The following is a 20,512-nucleotide window of genomic DNA, read 5'->3' on the forward strand; positions in this document are numbered from 1 at the left end:
CCCTAAAATTATGACTAAAATTCAACTTAATAATTGTCTAAAGTTATAATTCACAAATCTTTGTTTCAATATTTTCAGAAAATTTATTATCATGTTCTACAAATAGAATAGTTGGTGAATATTCAAGAAGCAATTCTTCTATTTGCATACGAGAGATAACATCTATAAAATTAAGTGGTTCATCCCAGATATGCAAGTGCGCTTTCTGGCAAAGGCTTTTTGCAATTAACACTTTTTTCTTTTGACCACCACTAAAAGTTGACATATCTTTTTCAAATTGAACTCTGGAAAAATCAAGCTTTCTTAAAATAGATTTAAAAAGGCTTTCATCAATCTCGTTATTTGTAGCGTATTCAGTTAAATTCCCCTTAAGCTGCGATGTGTCCTGTGAAACATAGGATATCTTAAGCTGACTTTCTTTCCTGAAAGTGCCAGTATAGCCTATATTCTCACCACAAATAAGTTTGATAATGCTTGATTTCCCAGAGCCATTTTTACCTATAAGCGCAATTCGATCACCTTGCTCAATAGTAAAGCCGACATCTTTGCAAACCATCTTGTCACCGTAAAAAATTGATATGTTTTCAAGTTCTACAAGTCGGCTTTTATGATAAGCTAGTTGAGAAATCTTCAGATTATCGGAGTTTTCAATGTTTTTGAGTAGTTTAGACTTTTCATCAATAGCAGCATACTGTCTGTTTTCGATTACTTTAGAACGTTTCATCATTTTGGCGGCCATATGTCCAACATGACCTTTATCTAGCTTGGAACCTGAGTTTGTTGTTCCATTCTTTGTTTTTTCCACTTTGTGTGACCAACTGCTGGATTGTTTGGCAGATTCCGATAAGCGATTAATGTCTTTTTTAAGCTTTTCGTTTTCTGCAAGTTCAAAGCTATCCTGCCTTTTTTTATTTTCCCACCAACAGGAAAAATTCCCCTTTTGAATTTCTACATTGGTCTTATTGATTGAAAGAATATGGTCAACACAGTTATCAAGAAATGATCTGTCGTGAGATACCAAAATAAACCCACTTTTGGTATCGAGATATTTACTGACAAGTTTTCTTGCATTCATATCAAGGTGATTGGTTGGCTCATCAATCAATAGAAAACTATTTTCTTTAAGAAACAAAGTAGCAAGCAACACTTTAGTTTGCTCTCCATTTGATAATGAATCAAAAGGACGATATAAAATATCCTCAGAAACTTCTAAAAATGAAAGTTCACGCATCAATTTCCAGTGGAGATAGTCTGGGAAAATATCATTGATTACATCAAGGGTATTACTTTCCTTGTTTACTACATTAAAAGGAAAATATTCAAAGTTAACATTTGCAGAAATATTACCCTTGTATTCATATTTGCCAAGTAACAAATTGAAAAATGTTGTTTTACCTCTACCATTTCTTCCCGTAAATCCTAATTTCCAATCAGTATCTATTTGAAAACTTACATTTTCAAATATGTCGTCGTAACTACCGTCATATCCAAATGTAAGGTTTGTAACGTTTATTAAAGACATAAATTTATCCTCCTGTATAAAAATTATGAGCTGCAAGAAAGTTAATTCTTACAGCTCATAAATACAGAAAAGCCAAACCCTTTTTAGGCATGACAAAATATATTGTTTGAGGTAAAATAATTAATAACTTTCTTGCATAGGCACAATAAAAAAAGCGACATTTTTCGCTTCTATAAAATTATTATGCTTTAAAAAAACTAGCAAGAAAAATTATTCATCTTTTTACCTCCAATCGTTTTATTTAATAGTAGTATATCATACTGATTTTAAAAATTCAACAAAGAACCTCTTTAAAAAAATTGAAATTAAATCATTCGGTACTCTGTTAGAAGCATTAAGTTTCCAGATAATAAATCCTTCTTACTAACATATACGGTAGTATTTATCATCAAATTGCCTCACCAACTTGTAAAAGCATATCTTGAAAGCATTATATCTTCTATTTCTACAATTCTGCATTATTATCAACTTTATTTATAAATATTAAAAAGCAATTGAAAAATCTCTATACTTCATATGGATACATTCACCTTTACGTATTTATTAATAAGGAATGCTTTTAAAGCATAATGTTAATATTTACATAAAACACAAATTATGTTATTGTTTAATGATAAATACAGCATTTTGTAATTATAAGGTGAACTTAAAATGAAAATAATTAAATCAGCTAACAATCTTGCTAAAAAAGATGGTGCTGGACAATTAATATGCCAATTTGCCCACACTTAGAGCAAATTTATAATTGAGACGGCCCCCCAAATATCCCGGAAAATGTGTTATGAATGCTAATAAAGTAATAGATATTTGTGATGAGTTTATAAATATTACTATATAATTCATATAAATGAATATTAAAAAGGAGATTTACTATGAAAAAAAAATTTAGGGTGTTAATTATAATATTAAGTTTATTGATGATAGCTTCAGGCTGTACCAAAAAAAAAGTTTCTAGACAAACCTTGCAACCCAATAATAGAATAAAAAATTCTTCTAGTTATTTAGACAAGAATGTTATAGCAATAAATTTGGAAGATAATAATAATTATTCTACATTTAAATTGTTGGAACAAGATACTTTAGACAATGAAATCTTTTTAATAGGTGAAAACCACAATATAAAAGATAACTATAAAGTAAAAATTAAATTTCTCAAGTATTTTAAAGAAAAAGCAAATTTTAAATACCTATTAATGGAAGAGTCTTATATTAGCTCAATTTTATATAACAAATATTTAGAAACAGGTAATGAAGAATTTTTAAATAAGAATTTTATTCCTAATAAAGATGATTATGAATTTTGGAAAAACTTATATGCATATAATCTTAAATTAAATACTAAGGATAAGATCAAAATTATTGGTATAGATATTAGTAACAATAAACAGTGTCTAGAATATATACTCGAAATGTTAGCTAATAAGGCTTTAGAGAGCTATATGAAACAAGATGTTGTATTATTGCAAAATTATCTTAAGTTAATATCAAATTTTGGTAATAATATGAATAATTTTAGTAAGCAAGAATTAAAAAACAAGACAAAAGAACTTGAGGAAACTATTGATGTTATGTATAACAAAATATATAGTAAAGAAAATGCTTATAAGAAACTTTTAGGATCAGAGTATATTGATTTTTGTATAATTCTAGATAGCTTAAAAAGTTTATCAGAGTTAAGTTATCCTGCTTCAACTAATGATTATAAGTCTGTACAGAAGATTAGAGATTTAGCTATGTATAAAAATTTCAAAAAATTGTATGATTATTTACCAAAAGAAAAATATTTCGGACAGTTTGGGTTAGATCATGCTTTCCAAAAGAGTATAGAACATTCTTATTTTGCATCATACGCAAATAATGAAGAACCCTTAAAGGGTAAAATAACTACTATAGCTATATTTTATGATCAATGTATGATACCTAGAGATGATAATTTACAAGATATACTAACAACTTATAATTCAAAATCAGATATTGAGAAATACATTAAATCTAAACATACTCTAATTAAGTTAAATAATGAAAAATCTCCTTTTAACCAGGAACTAAAATGGGATTTTGCAAAAAATATAATAACAAGTCCCAAAGAGGGAGTAACAACTAATTATTTTCAATATATCATTGTAATAAAAGATTCTTATGCTGCAATACTAAATTAGCTATATACGGGTAGCCACATAACTGTCCACCTTCATCACTGATTATGATTCTATCTGTAGTATTACAGATTTTACATAGTCTGAGACCACGGAGTCTACTGAAAAATTTTCATCAATATATTTTATAATGTTTTCACACATAGGTTTAGTTAAAATATCTTTATTAATTGAACGAAAATAAATTAATTTAATAAGATCATCGTTAGGATTTATTTTAAATGCTTTTTTTAACATTTCCATTCCGTTCTTTAACGATTCCGTGTAATTGTAAGAACGATTGTTAGGGTAATCACAAGAAAAATATTCAGGAAAAACAGATACCATATATCCAAATGCCAATAAAAATTTATCATTTTCGCTAAAATTTTCAATTCCGAAGTCATAAACTTCATTGATTATATCTATAAGTTCATCTGAATCAATATTAAGGTATTTAGTTCTTTCCCATTCAACGCTAAGATACCAGCTTAAAAAACCAGTCCTTATTAAAATTTTTAAATCATAGGGATTTTCATGCCATTTTTTTACAAGGCTATCTTTAGCCTCAACAAATTTTTCTACCTTTTCATAATTATCAATCTCGCTATTAATCAAGATTATCGCCTCCTTTGTATTTATGTTACACTTTAAGGAGTATAAAGAACATAACTGTGCCTTACTGAAAACTCAATCCCTTATATTAGTGAATTTTCACTTAGTTTCAGCTACAGAACCAATACGGATACTGAAGATTCTAATGATAAAATTTTTATACTGATTTTGTCTTTTCTCTAACATATTTTTTTAAAGCATTAATATGCATAGGGTAAAATATGCTTTCATCTTTTTCTAATAGCATTTTTAAATTTTGCACTGAAATCCATCTAATATTCACTGATTCATTAGACTGTTTTAACAATTCACCTTTTGCTTTACAAATAAACGTCTGCAACATAATAGAATAAACACCACTTAAATTTTGTGAAGAATAAAATGGATTAAAGCTTACAACCTTATACCCATTACATTCACATGTTACAGTTTCTTTTTCTCCTTGTATTTCAATTAACTCTAATCCTGTTTCTTCCCATACTTCTCTACGCAAGCCATCAAAAATATTTTCATATTCTCTTATTTTCCCCGCAGGAATTTCAATAAAACCATCTTCTTCTCCATCGCTTGGCTTACATCTTTCTTGAACTAAAATATAATTAACATCATTTTCCACTTTCTCTATTATTGCACCAACTGCTGGTTTAGCAAATATTTCTACCATACTGTCATCATCCTTTCTGTTTTTATCATTTACTAACTACGTCCTAGACCTATATGTAATATTATCATAATTTACTATACTTTGGAACATTATTCCCATTAATGGAGACCCTACATTGTTTATATATATATAACATAAACTTAATTTATCAGTACCAAAATTTTTTTTTAGCATAATATATTGTAATACTATATTTTTTGGAGGGTTTATATGTATATCAGGTATCCTTATTTTTATAACATGCTGAAATTAAATAAATATATGCAGATTAACAATGATATGATGTTTGCCGATATGATAGGATCTTGTGATAAAAACATATCTGGGAGAGAAATAAAAAATGGAATAAACCCGGCTTCTGAAGTACCATTAAATAACAACAATGCAAATCTTGTTTCAGATTCTCAAAATTACAATGACATGCCAAAACATTTTCGTAAATCTTCTGATTTAATAAATACACAAAGCTATAAAGAATTAAATCTTAGCGGATTAAACACATTAAACATTTCTGGTAGTCAACAATTTTCCCAGTTAAATTTACCTCTTATAATAGATAGTATAGGAGCTTCCTTACCTATAGCAGTTATTGACTTAAGACAAGAATCACACGGATTTATTAATGGCACCCCCGTTAGTTGGGCTAATGCAAGAAATGATGCTAACATAGGTTTAACAATGGGTCAAGTTTTATTAAATGAATGTATTAAACTGAGTAGTATTAAATTAGGCGTGCCTATTACTTATTATAATCACCCCAATATAACTATAGTTCCAACAAAAGTTGAAGATGAAGATTATCTTGTTAATTCTAAATCACTATCATATATTCGCATCCCCGTTACTGACGGGAAGGTGCCATCAGATGACATGGTGGATTACTTTGTAGAACTTGTAAAACTACAACCTAAAAATACCTGGCTTCATTTTCACTGCAAACAAGGAATAGGAAGGACTACTACCTTCATGATTATGTATGATATGCTTAAAAACTCCCACCAGGTTACAGCTGATGATATTATAAATAGACAACTACTATTAGCGAATTTTGATGAGAGTCATATTAACTCTTTTAAGAATAATGAAAGAATTAATTTTTTGCAAAACTTTTATAAATACTGCAGGAAGAATAGTGATGATTAATATTACATGGAGTGACTTTAAAAAAACTCTGGGTACTAATCATTATATAAAAAATCCTACACTTCCCACTTATTTATATGTTATTTCTCAAAACTCAATGACACCTAGTGAAAAAACAATGATAGCTACTCTTCAAGGGCTAGTTAATAGTCATTCCTCGTCTCAAATATATACACTTAATTCCTCACAACCAGATTATCAAATATGGCTAGATGATTTAAAAAGCAGATATGGAATTTCATATGAAAATGTCTCAGAGCCATGGAGATTATTAGATATATTTAAAGATTATATAGATGGATATGTACTTTATAATAATAAATCTCTGAAAGACCCTTCAATAAATAATGCTTGTTCACTTGCCTCATTAAATAATTGCATTGCAGTTGATGAAGTTATTCAAGATAAGGTAAGACTCTATGGTATCACAAAGATTAGAGGGGACTGTAGGAACACGGATGAAAACTGGGCGTGCGATAATTTATGGAATTCTGGACTCAACCATTCCATAGTAATTCAACTATCTCCAGGTAAATCTTCCGCATTAAGAGATTATGGCATAATGACCAAATCACTAGTATTTTATGAGGATAAAATTAGCGATACATCTCTTCGCGATAAAATATTTTCATCCATGGAAAATGACTCCATTTGCCTCGGTTGGGGACCAGATGAATTTATTAATGTCAGTACAACCTCAAAATATGGTATTAGTATGGTTGCTGCAGATTGGTCTTATAATTTAACTGTTTTAAGTTCATTTCCTTCATTACCAATGACTCAAAAAAAGTTAATGAACACTCTAAGTAAAGAAAATGTTCATAACGTAACATTTATTATGTCTGATGGGGATAATCAACAGTGGAACCTTGGAACTAATTATGGTTCTCACAAATGGTATGGTTCCCCAGATAAAGGTAAATTCAATTTGGGTTGGTCCTTAAGTCCATCTTTATATTACCTAGCACCTACTGTATTTAACTTATATTATGAGAGTGCAGCTCATGGATCTACTAATGATTATTTTATAGTCCCACCATCTGGAAATGGCTATATGTACCCAAGTAAATTTGATAAGAATACGCTTGGAATATATATTAATAGATTAAACGATTATATGGAAAAGGTAGATGAGAACTATATAGCAATTATTGATGACTCCTCTTTTCACAATAATGAGCTTTGGAGTAAATTTACTGTTAAGCCTAATATTCGCGGACTGTTTTATCTTGATTATCATAGGCATGACAACTATCATGGAGAAATTATTTGGTCAAATAATAAACCTATAGTGTCCTGTAGAGATTTACTTTGGGATAGTCTGGAAAGCGAAAATGAGTTAGTTAAAAATATTAGTAATCGAATTGACTCTGGGCAGATAGATATTAATAATGCTAATAGTTATACCTTTGTTTATGTTCATGCTTGGAAGCAAAAGCCTTAGTAATATTGAAAGGGTTGTAAATAAGCTAAAGGAAAATTCTAAAGTGAGAGTAGTCACACCTGAAACATTTATGGAACTTATAAAGAAGAATGTTAAGCCATAGTATATGAAAATAATATATACAAACTCATAGAATCTTCTTCTGAAACTGTTATGATAGATCAAATATCAATAAATGCTTTGGAGTGACTCTCCAAAGCATTCTTTATTCTTCATAACAAATAATTGGAGTCCCCTCTTCTATATTATCAAAAATTGTTTTAGCTAAATATATTGGAGCATTTATGCATTTCTATAGAAAATACGTATTTTCAATAAATACATTTTCCATGGTAATTCACCATATATAGTACCTAGCTTTGGACTCATACTATTAGTTGTGCGCAAAGAGGCTTTGACGTACCTTATATAAATGTTTTCTAGAAGATTCTTTAGCTAAGGCATCTTCAATTTCTATATCCGACATAGGTTTATAGTAATAATATCCTTGAACCTCATCACATTTTATACTCCTTAAATACTCCAATTGCTCAATTGTTTCAATTCCTTCAGCAATTACTTTAACCTTCAAATCATGAGATAGTTTGATAATGGAATTTATAATTGCAGCATCTTTGTTGTTTTTACATATTCCCTGCACAAATTCCATTGCTATTTTTATTTTGTCAACTGATATCATCTTAATATTCATAAATGAAGAATATTCAGTTCCAAAATCATCTATAGAAATTTTGATCCCCATATCTTTTAGTTCTTCTATAACCCTTATATTTTCTTCGATTCCTTTTAGCATAATTCTTTCTGTAATCTCAAATTCTAAAAAAGAGGGTTCTAATTCAACCTCCTTTAAAATATTCGCAACTGTATTTGTAAAATTCTTTGCACTCAACTGATTACAAGAAAGATTTATTGCCATACTTAAATTATCGAACCCGCTATTATGCCATTTTTTTAATTTTTGACATGCTGTTTTGATAACCCAATATCCTATTCGTACTATTAACCCCGTCTCTTCAGCTAAAGGAATAAATTCAGCAGGTGAAACAAAAGAACCCTTATTAGGTTTCCATCTCAACAAAGCTTCAAATCCTACAATTTTATTTAAATTAAGATCTACCTGTGGCTGATAATAAATAAATAATTCTTTTTTCTCAAGAGCCCTATATAAATTATTTCTAAGTTTTGCTCGTTCAATTACTTTGACTTTCATTTCTGGTGTACAAATTTGAATATTATTTTTCCCCATTTGTTTGGCTTCATATAAAGCAATATCTGCATTTCTAATAAGTGTTTCCGTATCTCGTCCATCATTAGGATAAAACACTACTCCCATACTAACTGACATAAAATTTTCTTTATCACTAATTAAAAATGGTTCTTTAAAAACGCTCATGACTTTATTAGATAGTAGTTCTATTTTTTCTAAGTCTATTGATTTATCAAGATCCTCTATTAGGAGCAAAAAATCATCTCCACTTACTCTTGCAAACATACTATCTTCATGTATAACATTTTTTATTCGCAAGCAAAATTCCTGTAGTAACGCATCCCCCTTTTGATGTCCATATGTATAATTAATTAACTTAAAATTATCAAGATTTAAAAACATAATAGCAAAGTATTTATTTTTACCATTAACAGCATTAATGTGCCTTGTTATAAAATCATTAAAATATCGACGATTTGGCAATCCTGTTAATTCATCATTATAAATCAATTTTACAGTTTTTTCTTCTGCTGTTTTTCTTTCAACTATCTCTTTTTCAAGCAAATAATTGATTTTTAGTAAGTTATTTAAATTCATCAGTTTCTCTCACTCTCTTATTAATTTATTAGTTTTGTACATATATACAAATTCAAAATGCCCTTAAACCTAGAGTATATTGTACCAAAACTTTATTTAATGTACTCTCCATATAATAAAACCCCATGATTAAATAATCATCTTCCATGCTGAAATACTAACGACTTCAACATGAGATAAAATATGATTTTTATGGTTCTGTTTTTAAACTCATTACTACTTGTTCTGTTAAATTTTTAGAAGTAACTTCAAAAATAACTATATCTAATTCTTCACTTACATTTAAAATTTCACTATAGCTTGCTTTTTCATCAATTAGCAAGTGTAATTTTTCTCGTAACCTGTCTATTTTTTCTTCAAACACAATACCACTCCTTATTACATCCATATATTAAAATCATTATATTAATTAACATTATTTTAAAATCTCTTTAAAATGTTAGGAATATAATACTAACTTGTTGCATATCCCCAAAATCTTTCCCATTGATTCTTCATTCGTAATGGATCAATTTCCTTATAGTAAAAAAAATGATGCATAATGTTAGTATTAATAAATGCATTATATTCACTTATAAATTCATTCAAGTTATCTTTAGTTATCAATTTTCCTTCTACTATTTCAATAAAAACAAAACTATAACATTTATTAATTGTATTACCCATTTCTAAATAACAATTTAATATTTTCTCCTCAAATTCTTCTGGATAAAAAACCATATATCTATAAAGGAGCTTATATTCTTTCTTATAATTTTGATAAAAATTCATTCTACGCATATATATCAAAAATAATTTTTTTCCTGGTTCCATTTTAGTATCTACAATACTTTTGAAAAAATCGGAATCAGTATTGTAGTTTATAAACATTTCAATTGTTTCATTAAGAATACTAAAAAACAACTTTTCTTTTGATTCAAAATAATAATATAATGTAGGCATTTTAATTCCAGCTTTATTACATATATCTCTTATATTAGTACCTTCATAGCCTTTGTTAGCGAAGCTTTCAAAAGCAATTTGTTTTATTTTCATTTCACTTGGGTTTATTTTCATATTTAAACATCCTTTTTAAAAATATACTTTATATAACTAACGTTATATAAAGTATATAACATTAATTATATTAAGTATATACTTTTGCACCAAAGCACAAACCCTTAATTATTTCTATATTGAGTCAGAAAGAGCATAAAATCGATAACGGCACTAATATTACAAGCTTTATTCTTCATAACAAATAATTGGAGTCCCCTCTTCTATATTATCAAAAATTGTTTTAGCTAAATATATTGGAACATTTATGCATCCATGACTTCCTCTTGTCTTATATATCTCTCCTCCAAAAGAATATTGCCAACTTGCATCATGTATTCCCATATTCCCGAAAAAAGGCATCCAATAAGTTACTGGAGCTTCATAACCAGGTCCAGTTAATGTTGCCCCCTTTTGTTTATAATTAAGCATATAAGTTCCAAGGACAGTAGAACGTCCTCTATTGGGATTCCCTGTGACGATAGAACCTTGTGTTATAAGCTTTCCATTTTTATAAAACCATAACCGCTGCCTTGTTATATTAACTTCTACATAAGTATTGCCTATTTCATTTTCCACCCTATATAAAGCCTTCTGAGCATATATAGGTTCTTTTTCTAATACATTACCAAGTTTTATATCTTCTAATAATGCTTTTGTTTCAGCCTCACGATTAATTTTCCATCCATAAAGCCCACCGCTAACTTCTACTATTTTCCCCATAGAGGTTTTAAAATTTCTTGCTATTCCAACGGTATCATATTTTCTACTCAATTGCTTAACATATTTCATAACTGCTATTTCGCTTATGACCGTTTCTAAATTTTTATCAACACTAAGCCATTCACTTATTATATTTCCATCTAATATTTCCTTTTCACTCCCAAATTTATAAGTTATTTTTGCTTTCACATACTCATTTAATAAATTCTTAGTAACAAGCGCTTTATCAGAACTTAAAGTGTACCCTGGATTTTCATAACAGTGGTTTTCATTTAAATCCAATTTTCTTACTCCTTTTAATATGCTCATTTCTATATCTTCATATAATTCATCTTTAATTATCTTATTTCCGTATACTTCTTCAATGACTTTATAGGAACCAAATGCATACTTAAAACTTACATTTTGAGGTTCTATAATATCTGTATTTAAACATTCTAATCCATTTATCTTATTTTCTAAATTATCTTTATTGTAAACAAATAAATCCGGAGCATAATATTTTTGCTCCTTTAATAAGGAAATTATCCATTTAAAAGAATTTTTCCTAGGATAAACTTTATCAATACTATTTTTTCCATTGTACTCCATTCCTATATCTCGTCCTATTATTTCTTCTATTTCACCATTTCTTTCTACTAACTGCAGCTTATAATCTTTAACATAATCCCTAATTATATCCTCCACATTTTCATGTGCTTTTAATGACACATCTACCCCATTTATTACTGTATTAAAAAAGGAATGCTTAGAAAAGTATAAGGAAATGAGTAAATATATTAGTAAAATTGAAGCTATGAAAATAATGACATTTCCTGTACCCTTACTTTTAAAAAGCTTTTTTATATCAACATTCTTCATACCATTTATACCTCTCGTCAAAAATTTAAACATATTAACTAGTTTATAATATGTTTGTATTTTTGATTTTAAAACTAAATATATAGATAGCAAGCCTGAAATTTCTTAAATATAAAGTGCATTGAACTTATAACTAGATTATACAATGAGATAAGTATTATCCAGTAATATGGGCAAAATAAAACTGGATGATAAGCATGCCCTAGGAAATTTCATATGTGGATACAAGAAGCTCTTCAATTTGATAATGAAGCGTCTAATTAAAAGATATTAAACCTTGGAGGGGATAAAATGAGTTTTAAAATTATTGCAGACTATCACACGCATACTAATATTGCAAAGGGACACATTCCCTTATTTAATACTATTTTTGGGGAACATGCAAAAGGAAGTATTGAATCAAATGTTAAAGCTGGAATAAAAAGAGGATTAAAAGAAATTGCCATAACAGACCATGGTTATAAACATATTACCTTCGGGATGAAACTAAATCAATATGAAAAATTACGCAAATTAATTGATGACCTTAATAAGAGTTCATTATTGAAGGAGAATGACTTTAAGATTCTTCTTGGCGTAGAATGTAATATTGTTACTAAAAAAGGGGATATAGATATTAAAGATGAAATAATTGATTACCTAGACATAATTTGTGTTGGTTATCATCCTGGAGCAGTACAAAATCCATTTTTGTTGAGAAATTATACAGAAGCTGCAATTAATGCTATTAAAAAATATGAAATCACAATATTAAATCATCCTTTAGAGCATGTTAATCCAGATATTATCGAAATCGGAAAGGTTGCGGCTGAAAGAAATACTGCTTTGGAAATTAACAGAAGTCATAGGAATTTAGATATTGAAACAATAAAAAAGTTAAAGAATATGGGTGTTAAATTTTCATTGGGAAGCGATGCACACAAATCGGAGGATGTAGGGGATTTCGGTAAAGCTTATAATATTGCAGTTGAGGCCGGCCTTACAGATGATGATATTGTTAATGCTGATGGAAGTGCACATAGATCAATGAAATTATTAAAGCAAAACCCAAAAATAAGAAATCAGGTGATTTAAATGATATACATATATAATTGTTATGGAGGAACCCACTCGTCTATTTTAGCAACTTCCTATCACTTAAAAATGCTGGATGAAACCCGAGAACCCACTAAGAATGAAATATTGGAATTACCTAACTTTAATAAATTAGTATATGGAAATTGTGGAGAACTTTTTTATTATGGAAGTGATGAAGATGGAAACAAAGTCTATGCAGTAGGTAGGGGACGTTCAAAGGTTTTAATTCCAGGATTATACAATTTAGCTTCTATGCTTCATAAACAAAATCTATTAAATGAGAAAATTATATTTTCCAATACGTCGCCAACTGTTCCATTACCAATGACCTTTGGTGGATTTTTTTCTAGATGGCTAAAAATTGATTTTATAGGAGTTCCCTTACTTGTAAAGGGTGCAAAACAATCATACAAGGACGTTATAGAACTTGTAAGTAACACAAAGAAGGTCGCAAAGGAAGATAAGTCTGGGGTTATTATTTTAGATAATAAGGAATTTAAGAAAAAATGATTATCAACTATAGGTTTTGATTTTTCCAACAGATTTTCTTCTTTGTGAGTTTGCTTTTATGAATAGTATTTGGTATCATATGGTTTGTAACAACATTATAAAAAGCTATTAAAAAAGGTGGAGAAACAATGGATAATCAAGAGCCAAAACATGAGCGACGTGTTCGATATAAAGGCACTAACCCTAGATCTTTTAAAGAAAAATATAAGGAACTGCAACCTGAGAAATATGCTGATACTGTGGCAAAAGTTATTCAAAAGGGCAGTACTCCTGCTGGTATGCATCGTTCAATTTGCGTAAAAGAAATATTAGAATTCTTACAAATTACTCCTGGGCAAACAGGCCTGGATGTAACACTAGGTTATGGTGGTCATACTTTAGAGATGCTTAAATGTTTAAATTCAAAGGGGCACTTGTATGCACTTGATGTAGACTCTGTTGAATTACCGCGCACCCAAGCACGTTTAGAGAGCTTAGGTTATGGCTCCGAAATTTTAACTATCAAGCAAATGAACTTTTCCGATATAGATCAAGTTGCAATGGAATCAGGGCCATTGAATTTTGTATTGGCAGATCTGGGTGTATCTTCAATGCAAATAGACAATCCTGAAAGAGGATTTTCATTTAAGAGTGAAGGTCCACTGGACTTACGGCTGAATCCTAATAGAGGTCAATCTGCCGCAGCTCGTTTAAAAACTGTTTCGCTAGATGAATTAGAAGGAATGCTTATAGAAAACGCAGATGAGCCTAATGCTGCAGCAATCGCTCGCGCTATTATTTCCCAAATTAAAAAAGGAATAGACATATCAACAACAACGCAGCTTCAACAAATTATCAAAGATGCTCTGAAATTTATTCCGGGAAGTAATAGTAACGATGCGATTAAAAAAACCTGTCAACGATGCTTTCAAGCATTGCGAATTGATGTCAATAATGAATTTGAAGTGTTATATGAATTTTTGGAAAAGCTTCCTACTACCCTTGCTGAGGGTGGGCGCGTTGCTATACTATCATTTCATTCAGGAGAAGATCGTCTGGTTAAAAAATCTTTTCAACGCCTTTTTCGTGAAGGCGTCTATCGTGAAATAGCTCCCGATGCTATTCGGCCATCATCACAAGAATGTAATACCAATGGTCGTGCTCGCTGTGCTAAATTGCGTTGGGCTATAAAAGCATAATTTTTAATTTTAGGCACTTTATTTGCCTAAAAGGACAGCAATCTAGTCTTTTTTATAATTCTAAATGACTTTATCAAAATAGCCTATTATAATCAATCTTCTTGATTATAATAGGCTATTACTTTTAAAAATAGACTTCCCATACCTATTGCGTCATTATATTATGAATATCAATACTTTAGCAACCTAATAATAATTGCAGGAGGTATAATCTCATTCTTGTTTATGAGGAAATAGAGAGCTAGACACAACGTCTTTTCACAAACCCTAGGCTTCTTTAGTTATTATTTTAATTATACCTTCTATTTGTCCTTTTGAAGTTTATGTAGGATTCCCATAGCAACATCTGTTCCAGAACCTATAGCTATACCAATATCCGCTTGCGCCAGTGCTGGAGCATCGTTTATACCATCACCAACCATAGTAACCTTATAAGATATGTCAATCTCTTTTTCAAAGAAATTTTCATTTAAAAGAAGACAGTCAACCTCAAGTAAAACAATAAAATAAGCTATAAGCCTTATATATTAAGACTTATAGCTTTTATAATTATTTTAGTGCTATTTAAAAAGACTCAACTATTAATCCATGATTCATCCACATACCATACCTTCATCTTCAGCTATGGTTCCTGCAGATTTTAATTTTATGTTAATGGCTTAAATCCTTTTAACCTTAAAGCATTTGTTAATACAGAAACTGAACTAAAACTCATTGCCAATGCTGCAATTATAGGATTTAGAAGCGGGCCTCCAAATAGGTGTAGTATTCCCATTGCAACTGGTATTCCCAGTATATTGTAACCAAAAGCCCAAAATAGATTTTGTTTTATATTTGTTATTGTTTTCTTACTTAACTGTAACGCAGTAGGTACATCCATTAAATCGCTTCTCATAAGTACTATGTCTGCAGATTCCATTGCTACATCTGTACCTGATCCTATAGCTATACCAATATCAGCTTGCGCAAGTGCAGGTGCATCATTAATTCCATCTCCAACCATAGCAACTTTTTCACCTTCTGCTTGAAGCTTTTTAACGACCTTTGCTTTATCCTCAGGCAGAACTTCGGCGTATATTCTATCTATACCAACTTGCGCTGCAATAGCTGCTGCAGTTCTTTTATTATCACCAGTTATCATTGCAACTTCTATTCCCATAGAATGAAGTCTTTCTATGGCTTTTTTACTATTTTGCTTAACAGTGTCTGCAACTGCAATGATTCCACTTATCTTGTTATCTATAGCGATATACATTGGAGTCTTACCTTCTTGCGCAAGCTTGTTTGAAATATCCTCTAACTTCTCTAAGGAAATTTTACTTTCTACCATGAGTTTCATATTTCCAAGCAGAACTTTATTACCTTCTATACTAACTTCTATTCCATAACCAGGTATAGCTTCAAATTTATCCACCTTTTTAAGTTCTAAAGATCTTTCCTGTGCACCTTTAACTATAGCCTCACCTAATGGATGTTCAGATCCTTTTTCAGCAGAAGCTGCTATTTGAAGTAAGTATGTCTGGGAAGTACCCTCTACAGTAACAATATCTGTTACCTTTGGTTTTCCCTCCGTAAGTGTTCCAGTCTTATCAAATACTATAGTTTGGATTTTATGTGCAGTCTCCAATGCTACACCGCTTTTTATAAGTACACCATATTCTGCACCTTTTCCTGTTCCAACCATTATCGCTGTAGGAGTTGCAAGGCCAAGAGCACAAGGGCAAGCTATTACAAGGACTGATATGAATATAGTTAATGAAAACACTATGGTCTCGCCAGATATAAGCCAAGCTAATGAAGAAATTAATGCTAGCCCTATAACCACTGGAACAAAATAACTTGATATAATATCTGCCATCTTAGCTATAGGAGCTTTTGAGCCCTGGGCATTTTCAACCAAAGTTATAATTTGTGCTAGTGCCGTATCTTTACCCACTCTAGTTGCTTTATACTTAATCGATCCATTCTTATTTATACTTGCACCAATTATCTTATGTCCAATAGCTTTTTCTACCGGCATACTTTCACCAGTTAGCATCGACTCATCTACAAGCGTTGTTCCTTCCACAACCTCGCCATCTACAGGCATTTTTTCACCTGGCTTTACAACTACTACATCACCCACTTCAACTTCATCAATTGAAATTTCAATTTCCATATTATCTCTTATGATAATAGCTGTTTTAGGCGCAAGGCCCATAAGTTTTTTAATTGCCTCGGAAGTCTTTCCTTTTGTGACTGATTCTAAATACTTTCCTAAAGTAATAAGTGTCAAAATAACTCCTGCTGATTCAAAATACATTTCATAATCCACATTTCCATTAAAAATTATTTCATATACAGCATATAAACTATACAAAAATGCCGCAGAAGTTCCAATTGATATTAATGAATCCATATTGGGACTTAATCTAAATAATGATTTAAATCCAACTGTAAAATATTTTTTACCTGTATACATTATTGGTATAACAAGTACTAATTGTAGAATAGCATAACCACTTGGATGTATCATTGGATTAATAAGATTGGGTAAATGAATATTAAGCTTCATAGCAATCATAGGTACCATGGCAATTAATAATAACGGACCTCCAAAAATTGCAGATAATAAAAATCTATTCCATAAGGCTTTTATTTCTTTTTCTTTTTTTTCTCGATCCATGTCCACGTTACTTTCATCTTCTGAAGCTTTATATCCTGCCTTTTCAATTGCTTTCTTTATATCAGAAGTTCTTACCCTGGTCGGTTCAAAGCTTATATTCAATTTTTCAGTAGCAAAATTTACATTTGTTTCAACCACTCCAGGGAGTTTTTTTGTAACCCTCTCGATGGTCTTTGCACATGCAGCACAGGTCATTCCCCCTATTTTCAAGGTTTTATTACTAGTTTCAACTAAAGCCTTATAACCACCTTTTTCTACAGCATTTTGTATATCTACTAAATTAACCTTTGTTTCATCATAAGATATATTTAATTTTTCAGTAGCAAAGTTCACATTTGCTTCCACCACGCCTGGTAACTTCTTTGAAATCCTTTCAACACTTTTTGCACAAGCAGCGCAGGTCATTCCTTCTATTTTTAATGATTTTGTTTCCACCTTATATTGCCTCCTTAATACCTTATTATTTATTCATAATCTTTGAGAGCAAGTCAATTATCTCATCAATCTTCTCTTCACCATTATCACTAAGTACCGCGTCTTTAACACAATGACTTAGATGCTGTTTTAATATTAACAAGTTAGCTTTCTTTAAAAGAGATTGCGCTGCAATTATCTGATTAGATACATCTACACAATATCTTCCCTCTTCTATCATCTTTATAATTCCTTCTATTTGTCCTTTTGAAGTTTTTAAGGATTGCAACGCCTTAATTTTTTCTTGATTCATTTAAGCATCTCCTTCCCCCTACGAGGGGTGTCTATAATATACACTATACACCTTAAATGCATAGTATATATTTATAACTGACTAATTTATTTTAATTTATAACCCTTAACTAATTGATCATCTTTACTGTCCATATTATCTTTACCAGCTACTTCTAATTTAAATCCAGTACCCTGAAGTTTTGTAACATCTAAGCCTGCTTTAATTAGTGGCTCTGCCTTAAATACAAATTCCATGTCCTCATCAGATGCCCCTAAGTTCTCTGTAAAGTGCACTGAATTACCCTCTCCAAGCATTAAAGCATAATGTTTTTCATCTGCCATATATTTGATTAGCTTTGGATCTTGCTCTAAGATTCTTCTAAAAGCATCCTCTGAGCCATTTGAAGTTTCTTTTTTATCACTTACGTTAAAAGGAAAAATTATTCTATTTGATAGCTGAACTCCACCTTCTATCTCAGCAGCTTTATATACCCACTTATTTGGGTCTAGCTTTTTAACATCCAGACCAGCTTTAATTAATGGATCCGCATCTATTACCATAGCAAAGTCTATTTTATTTGCAGAGATATCTTTAGTCCATTCGAACTTATCATTTGCAGGAAGCTTAAATCCCCAATGCTTAAGAGCACTGTGATAGCCCTTGCTCTTAGGATTCGCCTTTACAATAGCATTAAAAGCTTTAAGCGCACCATCAGAGTCTTTACTTATAGTTTGAGATTTACTACTACAGCCCACAAATGATAGAGTAAGAATAGCTGAAGTTAACAATATCATAATTTTTTTATTATTTTTCATATTTAAAACAACTCCTTCTAATATTTATAGTTATATAAGTTTTTAAGGTTCTGTGGAATCTCCTCCACCCATGTTGCAACCAGGCATTCCACTTGATGAAGCTGGTATTGAAGCATCTGGCTTTGAGGTGTCCACAGCTTTCACATTGTCAACCACCTTAAATACACCCCTAATCATGCCCATTCCACAGCTGAAGTTTATATCTTGATCCTTTGGTGTAAATTCAATAACATTCTCGCCTGGCTCTAAATTCTTCTCAATGTTTAAAGAAGGAATTATAATTTGGCTGTTACAGGAGTTTAATGCCTTACCATCAATTATCCATTTTACAGGCATATTTTTCTGTATATATAGACCATTTGGCGTATAACCAGCACCATCTGCCGTCATCCGAACTATCTGAACACCATTCTCTATAATTGGTTTAGCAGCAGGTGTTGCTGAAGCCGATGTTTTATTACCAGATAAAGTAGTAGCTAATGAAGCTGTAGAAGGCACATTAACACCAGCCAGAGCTAGTCCTCTAGTTCCCATTACCATACCCAAAACTACAACCAGTATTCCACTAAATTTTAAAAGAGTTTTTGTATATCCTTTACTTATAAGACCTGATAGTGCGCCAAAGGTAAGCATTAATGGTACTGTACCTAAAGAAAATATTAGCATAGCTAATGCACCCTTGTAAGCACTTCCAGTTCCTAATGCATATAGTTGCATTGTCTGAAGTGGTCCACAGGGCATAAGTCCATTAAGAACACCAACTAAAAAAGGAGTTTTTGGTTTTTTCTTAATGCTGCAAGCAGACCAGGGGAGCCTTATATTAAACTTTCTAAATAAGCTATAGCCACTCATATTAAGTCCCATCATTATCATAAACACACCAGCAAATATTTGAAGTCCAGCCTTCACTGGTAATGAGAGTGAAAGCACAGAACCTAGAGAACCAACTATCCCCCCAAGAATAGTGTAGGAAACAATTCTACCTGCGTTGTATAGAATGGCAGGTTTCATGGAATCAAATTTACTTTTACTATCTTTATTTATACTTTGTGATAGCATTATTCCTCCACACATACCTACGCAATGGATTGAGGTAAGGACTCCAACAATGAATAGAACAAAATATGTAGCACCGTTTAGCCTTGAGGTCATATCAATTCCACCTGTTGAATTTCCAATTAATATAATTGCTGCTACAATTATAAATATACCCACTATTTTATGGTTATTTGAATTCTCTGTACTATAACCAGCTGCTTTTATAGTAGTTTTAATCTTTTCGTTGTTGCAGAAATCTGTATCATACTCTATAGTTAAAGATTGGTCGCTGAAACTAGCCTTAGCGGTTTTTACACCATCTAATTTTGTAACTGCTCTTTCCACTCTTGCCTCGCAAGATGTACATGTCATGTCAAATACTTTGATTTTTTCTTTTTTAACGCTCACTTTTTTACCTCCTAAAAGTTCTTACTTTAATATTTAATGTTATATTAAATGGATCTTTCTCTTGCAAGGTTCATGAATATTAAGCTGTACCTTTAATGCTATGAATATAAATCTTAATTTTAATTATACAAAAAAGATGTGTAGATTTTATAAAGAAATGTATTTT

At 30.7% G+C, this 20,512-nt stretch carries 14 protein-coding genes and 2 pseudogenes; 5 read left to right on the forward strand and 11 right to left on the reverse strand.

All coding sequences use genetic code 11. From position 1 onward, the window contains the following. Positions 1-43: 43 nt before the first annotated feature. Complete coding sequence (locus tag ACREV6_RS00345) at positions 44-1,522, reverse strand: Lsa family ABC-F type ribosomal protection protein (RefSeq protein WP_431576062.1); 1,479 nt, start codon at positions 1,520-1,522, stop codon at positions 44-46. An 872-nt stretch (positions 1,523-2,394) separates the two neighbouring features. Between ACREV6_RS00345 and ACREV6_RS00350 the strand changes: the two genes are divergently transcribed. Further along, positions 2,395-3,681, forward strand: coding sequence for a TraB/GumN family protein (locus ACREV6_RS00350; RefSeq protein ID WP_431576063.1), 1,287 nt, complete (start codon positions 2,395-2,397; stop codon positions 3,679-3,681). Positions 3,682-3,723: 42 nt separating this feature from the next. On the opposite strand, the gene ACREV6_RS00355 is transcribed toward ACREV6_RS00350, so the two are convergent. Together ACREV6_RS00355 and ACREV6_RS00360 are read right to left on the reverse strand one after the other, a co-directional pair. After that, positions 3,724-4,275, reverse strand: a complete 552-nt coding sequence (locus tag ACREV6_RS00355) for a hypothetical protein (protein ID WP_431576064.1) — start codon at positions 4,273-4,275, stop codon at positions 3,724-3,726. A 154-nt stretch (positions 4,276-4,429) separates the two neighbouring features. Next, positions 4,430-4,936, reverse strand: a complete 507-nt coding sequence (locus tag ACREV6_RS00360) for an NUDIX hydrolase (RefSeq protein ID WP_431576065.1) — start codon at positions 4,934-4,936, stop codon at positions 4,430-4,432. Positions 4,937-5,230: 294 nt separating this feature from the next. Between ACREV6_RS00360 and ACREV6_RS00365 the strand changes: the two are divergent. Next, positions 5,231-7,626: pseudogene (locus tag ACREV6_RS00365) on the forward strand (GxGYxYP domain-containing protein). Positions 7,627-7,896: 270 nt separating this feature from the next. On the opposite strand, the gene ACREV6_RS00370 reads toward ACREV6_RS00365, so the two are convergent. From ACREV6_RS00370 to ACREV6_RS00385, 4 genes are all read right to left on the reverse strand, one after another. Further along, positions 7,897-9,327: a putative bifunctional diguanylate cyclase/phosphodiesterase gene (locus ACREV6_RS00370; RefSeq protein WP_431576066.1), complete on the reverse strand. Its 1,431-nt coding sequence runs from the start codon at positions 9,325-9,327 to the stop codon at positions 7,897-7,899. A 190-nt stretch (positions 9,328-9,517) separates the two neighbouring features. Then, positions 9,518-9,691 carry a Spo0E family sporulation regulatory protein-aspartic acid phosphatase gene (locus ACREV6_RS00375; protein WP_431576067.1) on the reverse strand — a complete coding sequence of 58 codons (174 nt, stop codon included), beginning with the start codon at positions 9,689-9,691 and terminating at the stop codon, positions 9,518-9,520. An 89-nt stretch (positions 9,692-9,780) separates the two neighbouring features. Continuing rightward, positions 9,781-10,383 (reverse strand): TetR/AcrR family transcriptional regulator, encoded by a 603-nt coding sequence (locus ACREV6_RS00380; protein WP_431576068.1) that lies wholly within the window; start codon positions 10,381-10,383, stop codon positions 9,781-9,783. Positions 10,384-10,551: 168 nt separating this feature from the next. Further along, positions 10,552-11,946, reverse strand: a complete 1,395-nt coding sequence (locus ACREV6_RS00385; RefSeq protein ID WP_431576069.1) for a L,D-transpeptidase family protein — start codon at positions 11,944-11,946, stop codon at positions 10,552-10,554. A 291-nt stretch (positions 11,947-12,237) separates the two neighbouring features. Between ACREV6_RS00385 and ACREV6_RS00390 the strand changes: the two genes are divergently transcribed. The 3 genes from ACREV6_RS00390 to rsmH all read left to right on the forward strand — a co-directional run bounded on the left by ACREV6_RS00390 (position 12,238) and on the right by rsmH (position 14,711). After that, positions 12,238-13,020 carry a PHP domain-containing protein gene (locus tag ACREV6_RS00390; RefSeq protein ID WP_431576070.1) on the forward strand — a complete coding sequence of 261 codons (783 nt, stop codon included), beginning with the start codon at positions 12,238-12,240 and terminating at the stop codon, positions 13,018-13,020. Beyond that, entirely contained in the window at positions 13,021-13,533 is a 513-nt protein-coding gene (locus ACREV6_RS00395; RefSeq protein ID WP_431576071.1) for a DUF3189 family protein, read from the forward strand. It abuts the gene before it with no gap. Between the two features lie 128 nt (positions 13,534-13,661). After that, on the forward strand, positions 13,662-14,711 hold the full coding sequence (rsmH, locus tag ACREV6_RS00400; protein WP_431576072.1) for a 16S rRNA (cytosine(1402)-N(4))-methyltransferase RsmH: 1,050 nt from the start codon (positions 13,662-13,664) through the stop codon (positions 14,709-14,711). A 646-nt stretch (positions 14,712-15,357) separates the two neighbouring features. Here the strand turns inward: rsmH and ACREV6_RS00405 are convergent. The 4 genes and pseudogenes from ACREV6_RS00405 to ACREV6_RS00420 all read right to left on the reverse strand — a co-directional run. Next, positions 15,358-17,811, reverse strand: coding sequence for a heavy metal translocating P-type ATPase (locus ACREV6_RS00405; protein WP_431576073.1), 2,454 nt, complete (start codon positions 17,809-17,811; stop codon positions 15,358-15,360). A gap of 25 nt (positions 17,812-17,836) precedes the next feature. Then, positions 17,837-18,103, reverse strand: coding sequence for a metal-sensing transcriptional repressor (locus ACREV6_RS00410; protein ID WP_431576074.1), 267 nt, complete (start codon positions 18,101-18,103; stop codon positions 17,837-17,839). An 86-nt stretch (positions 18,104-18,189) separates the two neighbouring features. Then, positions 18,190-18,900, reverse strand: coding sequence for a hypothetical protein (locus ACREV6_RS00415; RefSeq protein WP_431576075.1), 711 nt, complete (start codon positions 18,898-18,900; stop codon positions 18,190-18,192). A 54-nt stretch (positions 18,901-18,954) separates the two neighbouring features. Continuing rightward, positions 18,955-20,346: pseudogene (locus tag ACREV6_RS00420) on the reverse strand (urease accessory protein UreH domain-containing protein); the annotation flags it as partial. Between the last annotated feature and the right edge of the window lie 166 nt (positions 20,347-20,512).

Source organism: Clostridium sp. (genome assembly GCF_050717515.1).
GTDB lineage: Bacteria > Bacillota > Clostridia > Clostridiales > Clostridiaceae > Clostridium_AD.

Coding starts and splice junctions, on each gene's coding strand:
- rsmH (WP_431576072.1), top strand. CDS start 13,662: ATGGATAATCAAGAGCCAAAACATGAGCGACGTGTTCGATATAAAGGC.
- ACREV6_RS00410 (WP_431576074.1), bottom strand. CDS start 18,103: ATGAATCAAGAAAAAATTAAGGCGTTGCAATCCTTAAAAACTTCAAAA.
- ACREV6_RS00370 (WP_431576066.1), bottom strand. CDS start 9,327: ATGAATTTAAATAACTTACTAAAAATCAATTATTTGCTTGAAAAAGAG.
- ACREV6_RS00350 (WP_431576063.1), top strand. CDS start 2,395: ATGAAAAAAAAATTTAGGGTGTTAATTATAATATTAAGTTTATTGATG.
- ACREV6_RS00380 (WP_431576068.1), bottom strand. CDS start 10,383: ATGAAAATAAACCCAAGTGAAATGAAAATAAAACAAATTGCTTTTGAA.
- ACREV6_RS00360 (WP_431576065.1), bottom strand. CDS start 4,936: ATGGTAGAAATATTTGCTAAACCAGCAGTTGGTGCAATAATAGAGAAA.
- ACREV6_RS00415 (WP_431576075.1), bottom strand. CDS start 18,900: ATGAAAAATAATAAAAAAATTATGATATTGTTAACTTCAGCTATTCTT.
- ACREV6_RS00345 (WP_431576062.1), bottom strand. CDS start 1,522: ATGTCTTTAATAAACGTTACAAACCTTACATTTGGATATGACGGTAGT.
- ACREV6_RS00395 (WP_431576071.1), top strand. CDS start 13,021: ATGATATACATATATAATTGTTATGGAGGAACCCACTCGTCTATTTTA.
- ACREV6_RS00385 (WP_431576069.1), bottom strand. CDS start 11,946: ATGAAGAATGTTGATATAAAAAAGCTTTTTAAAAGTAAGGGTACAGGA.
- ACREV6_RS00390 (WP_431576070.1), top strand. CDS start 12,238: ATGAGTTTTAAAATTATTGCAGACTATCACACGCATACTAATATTGCA.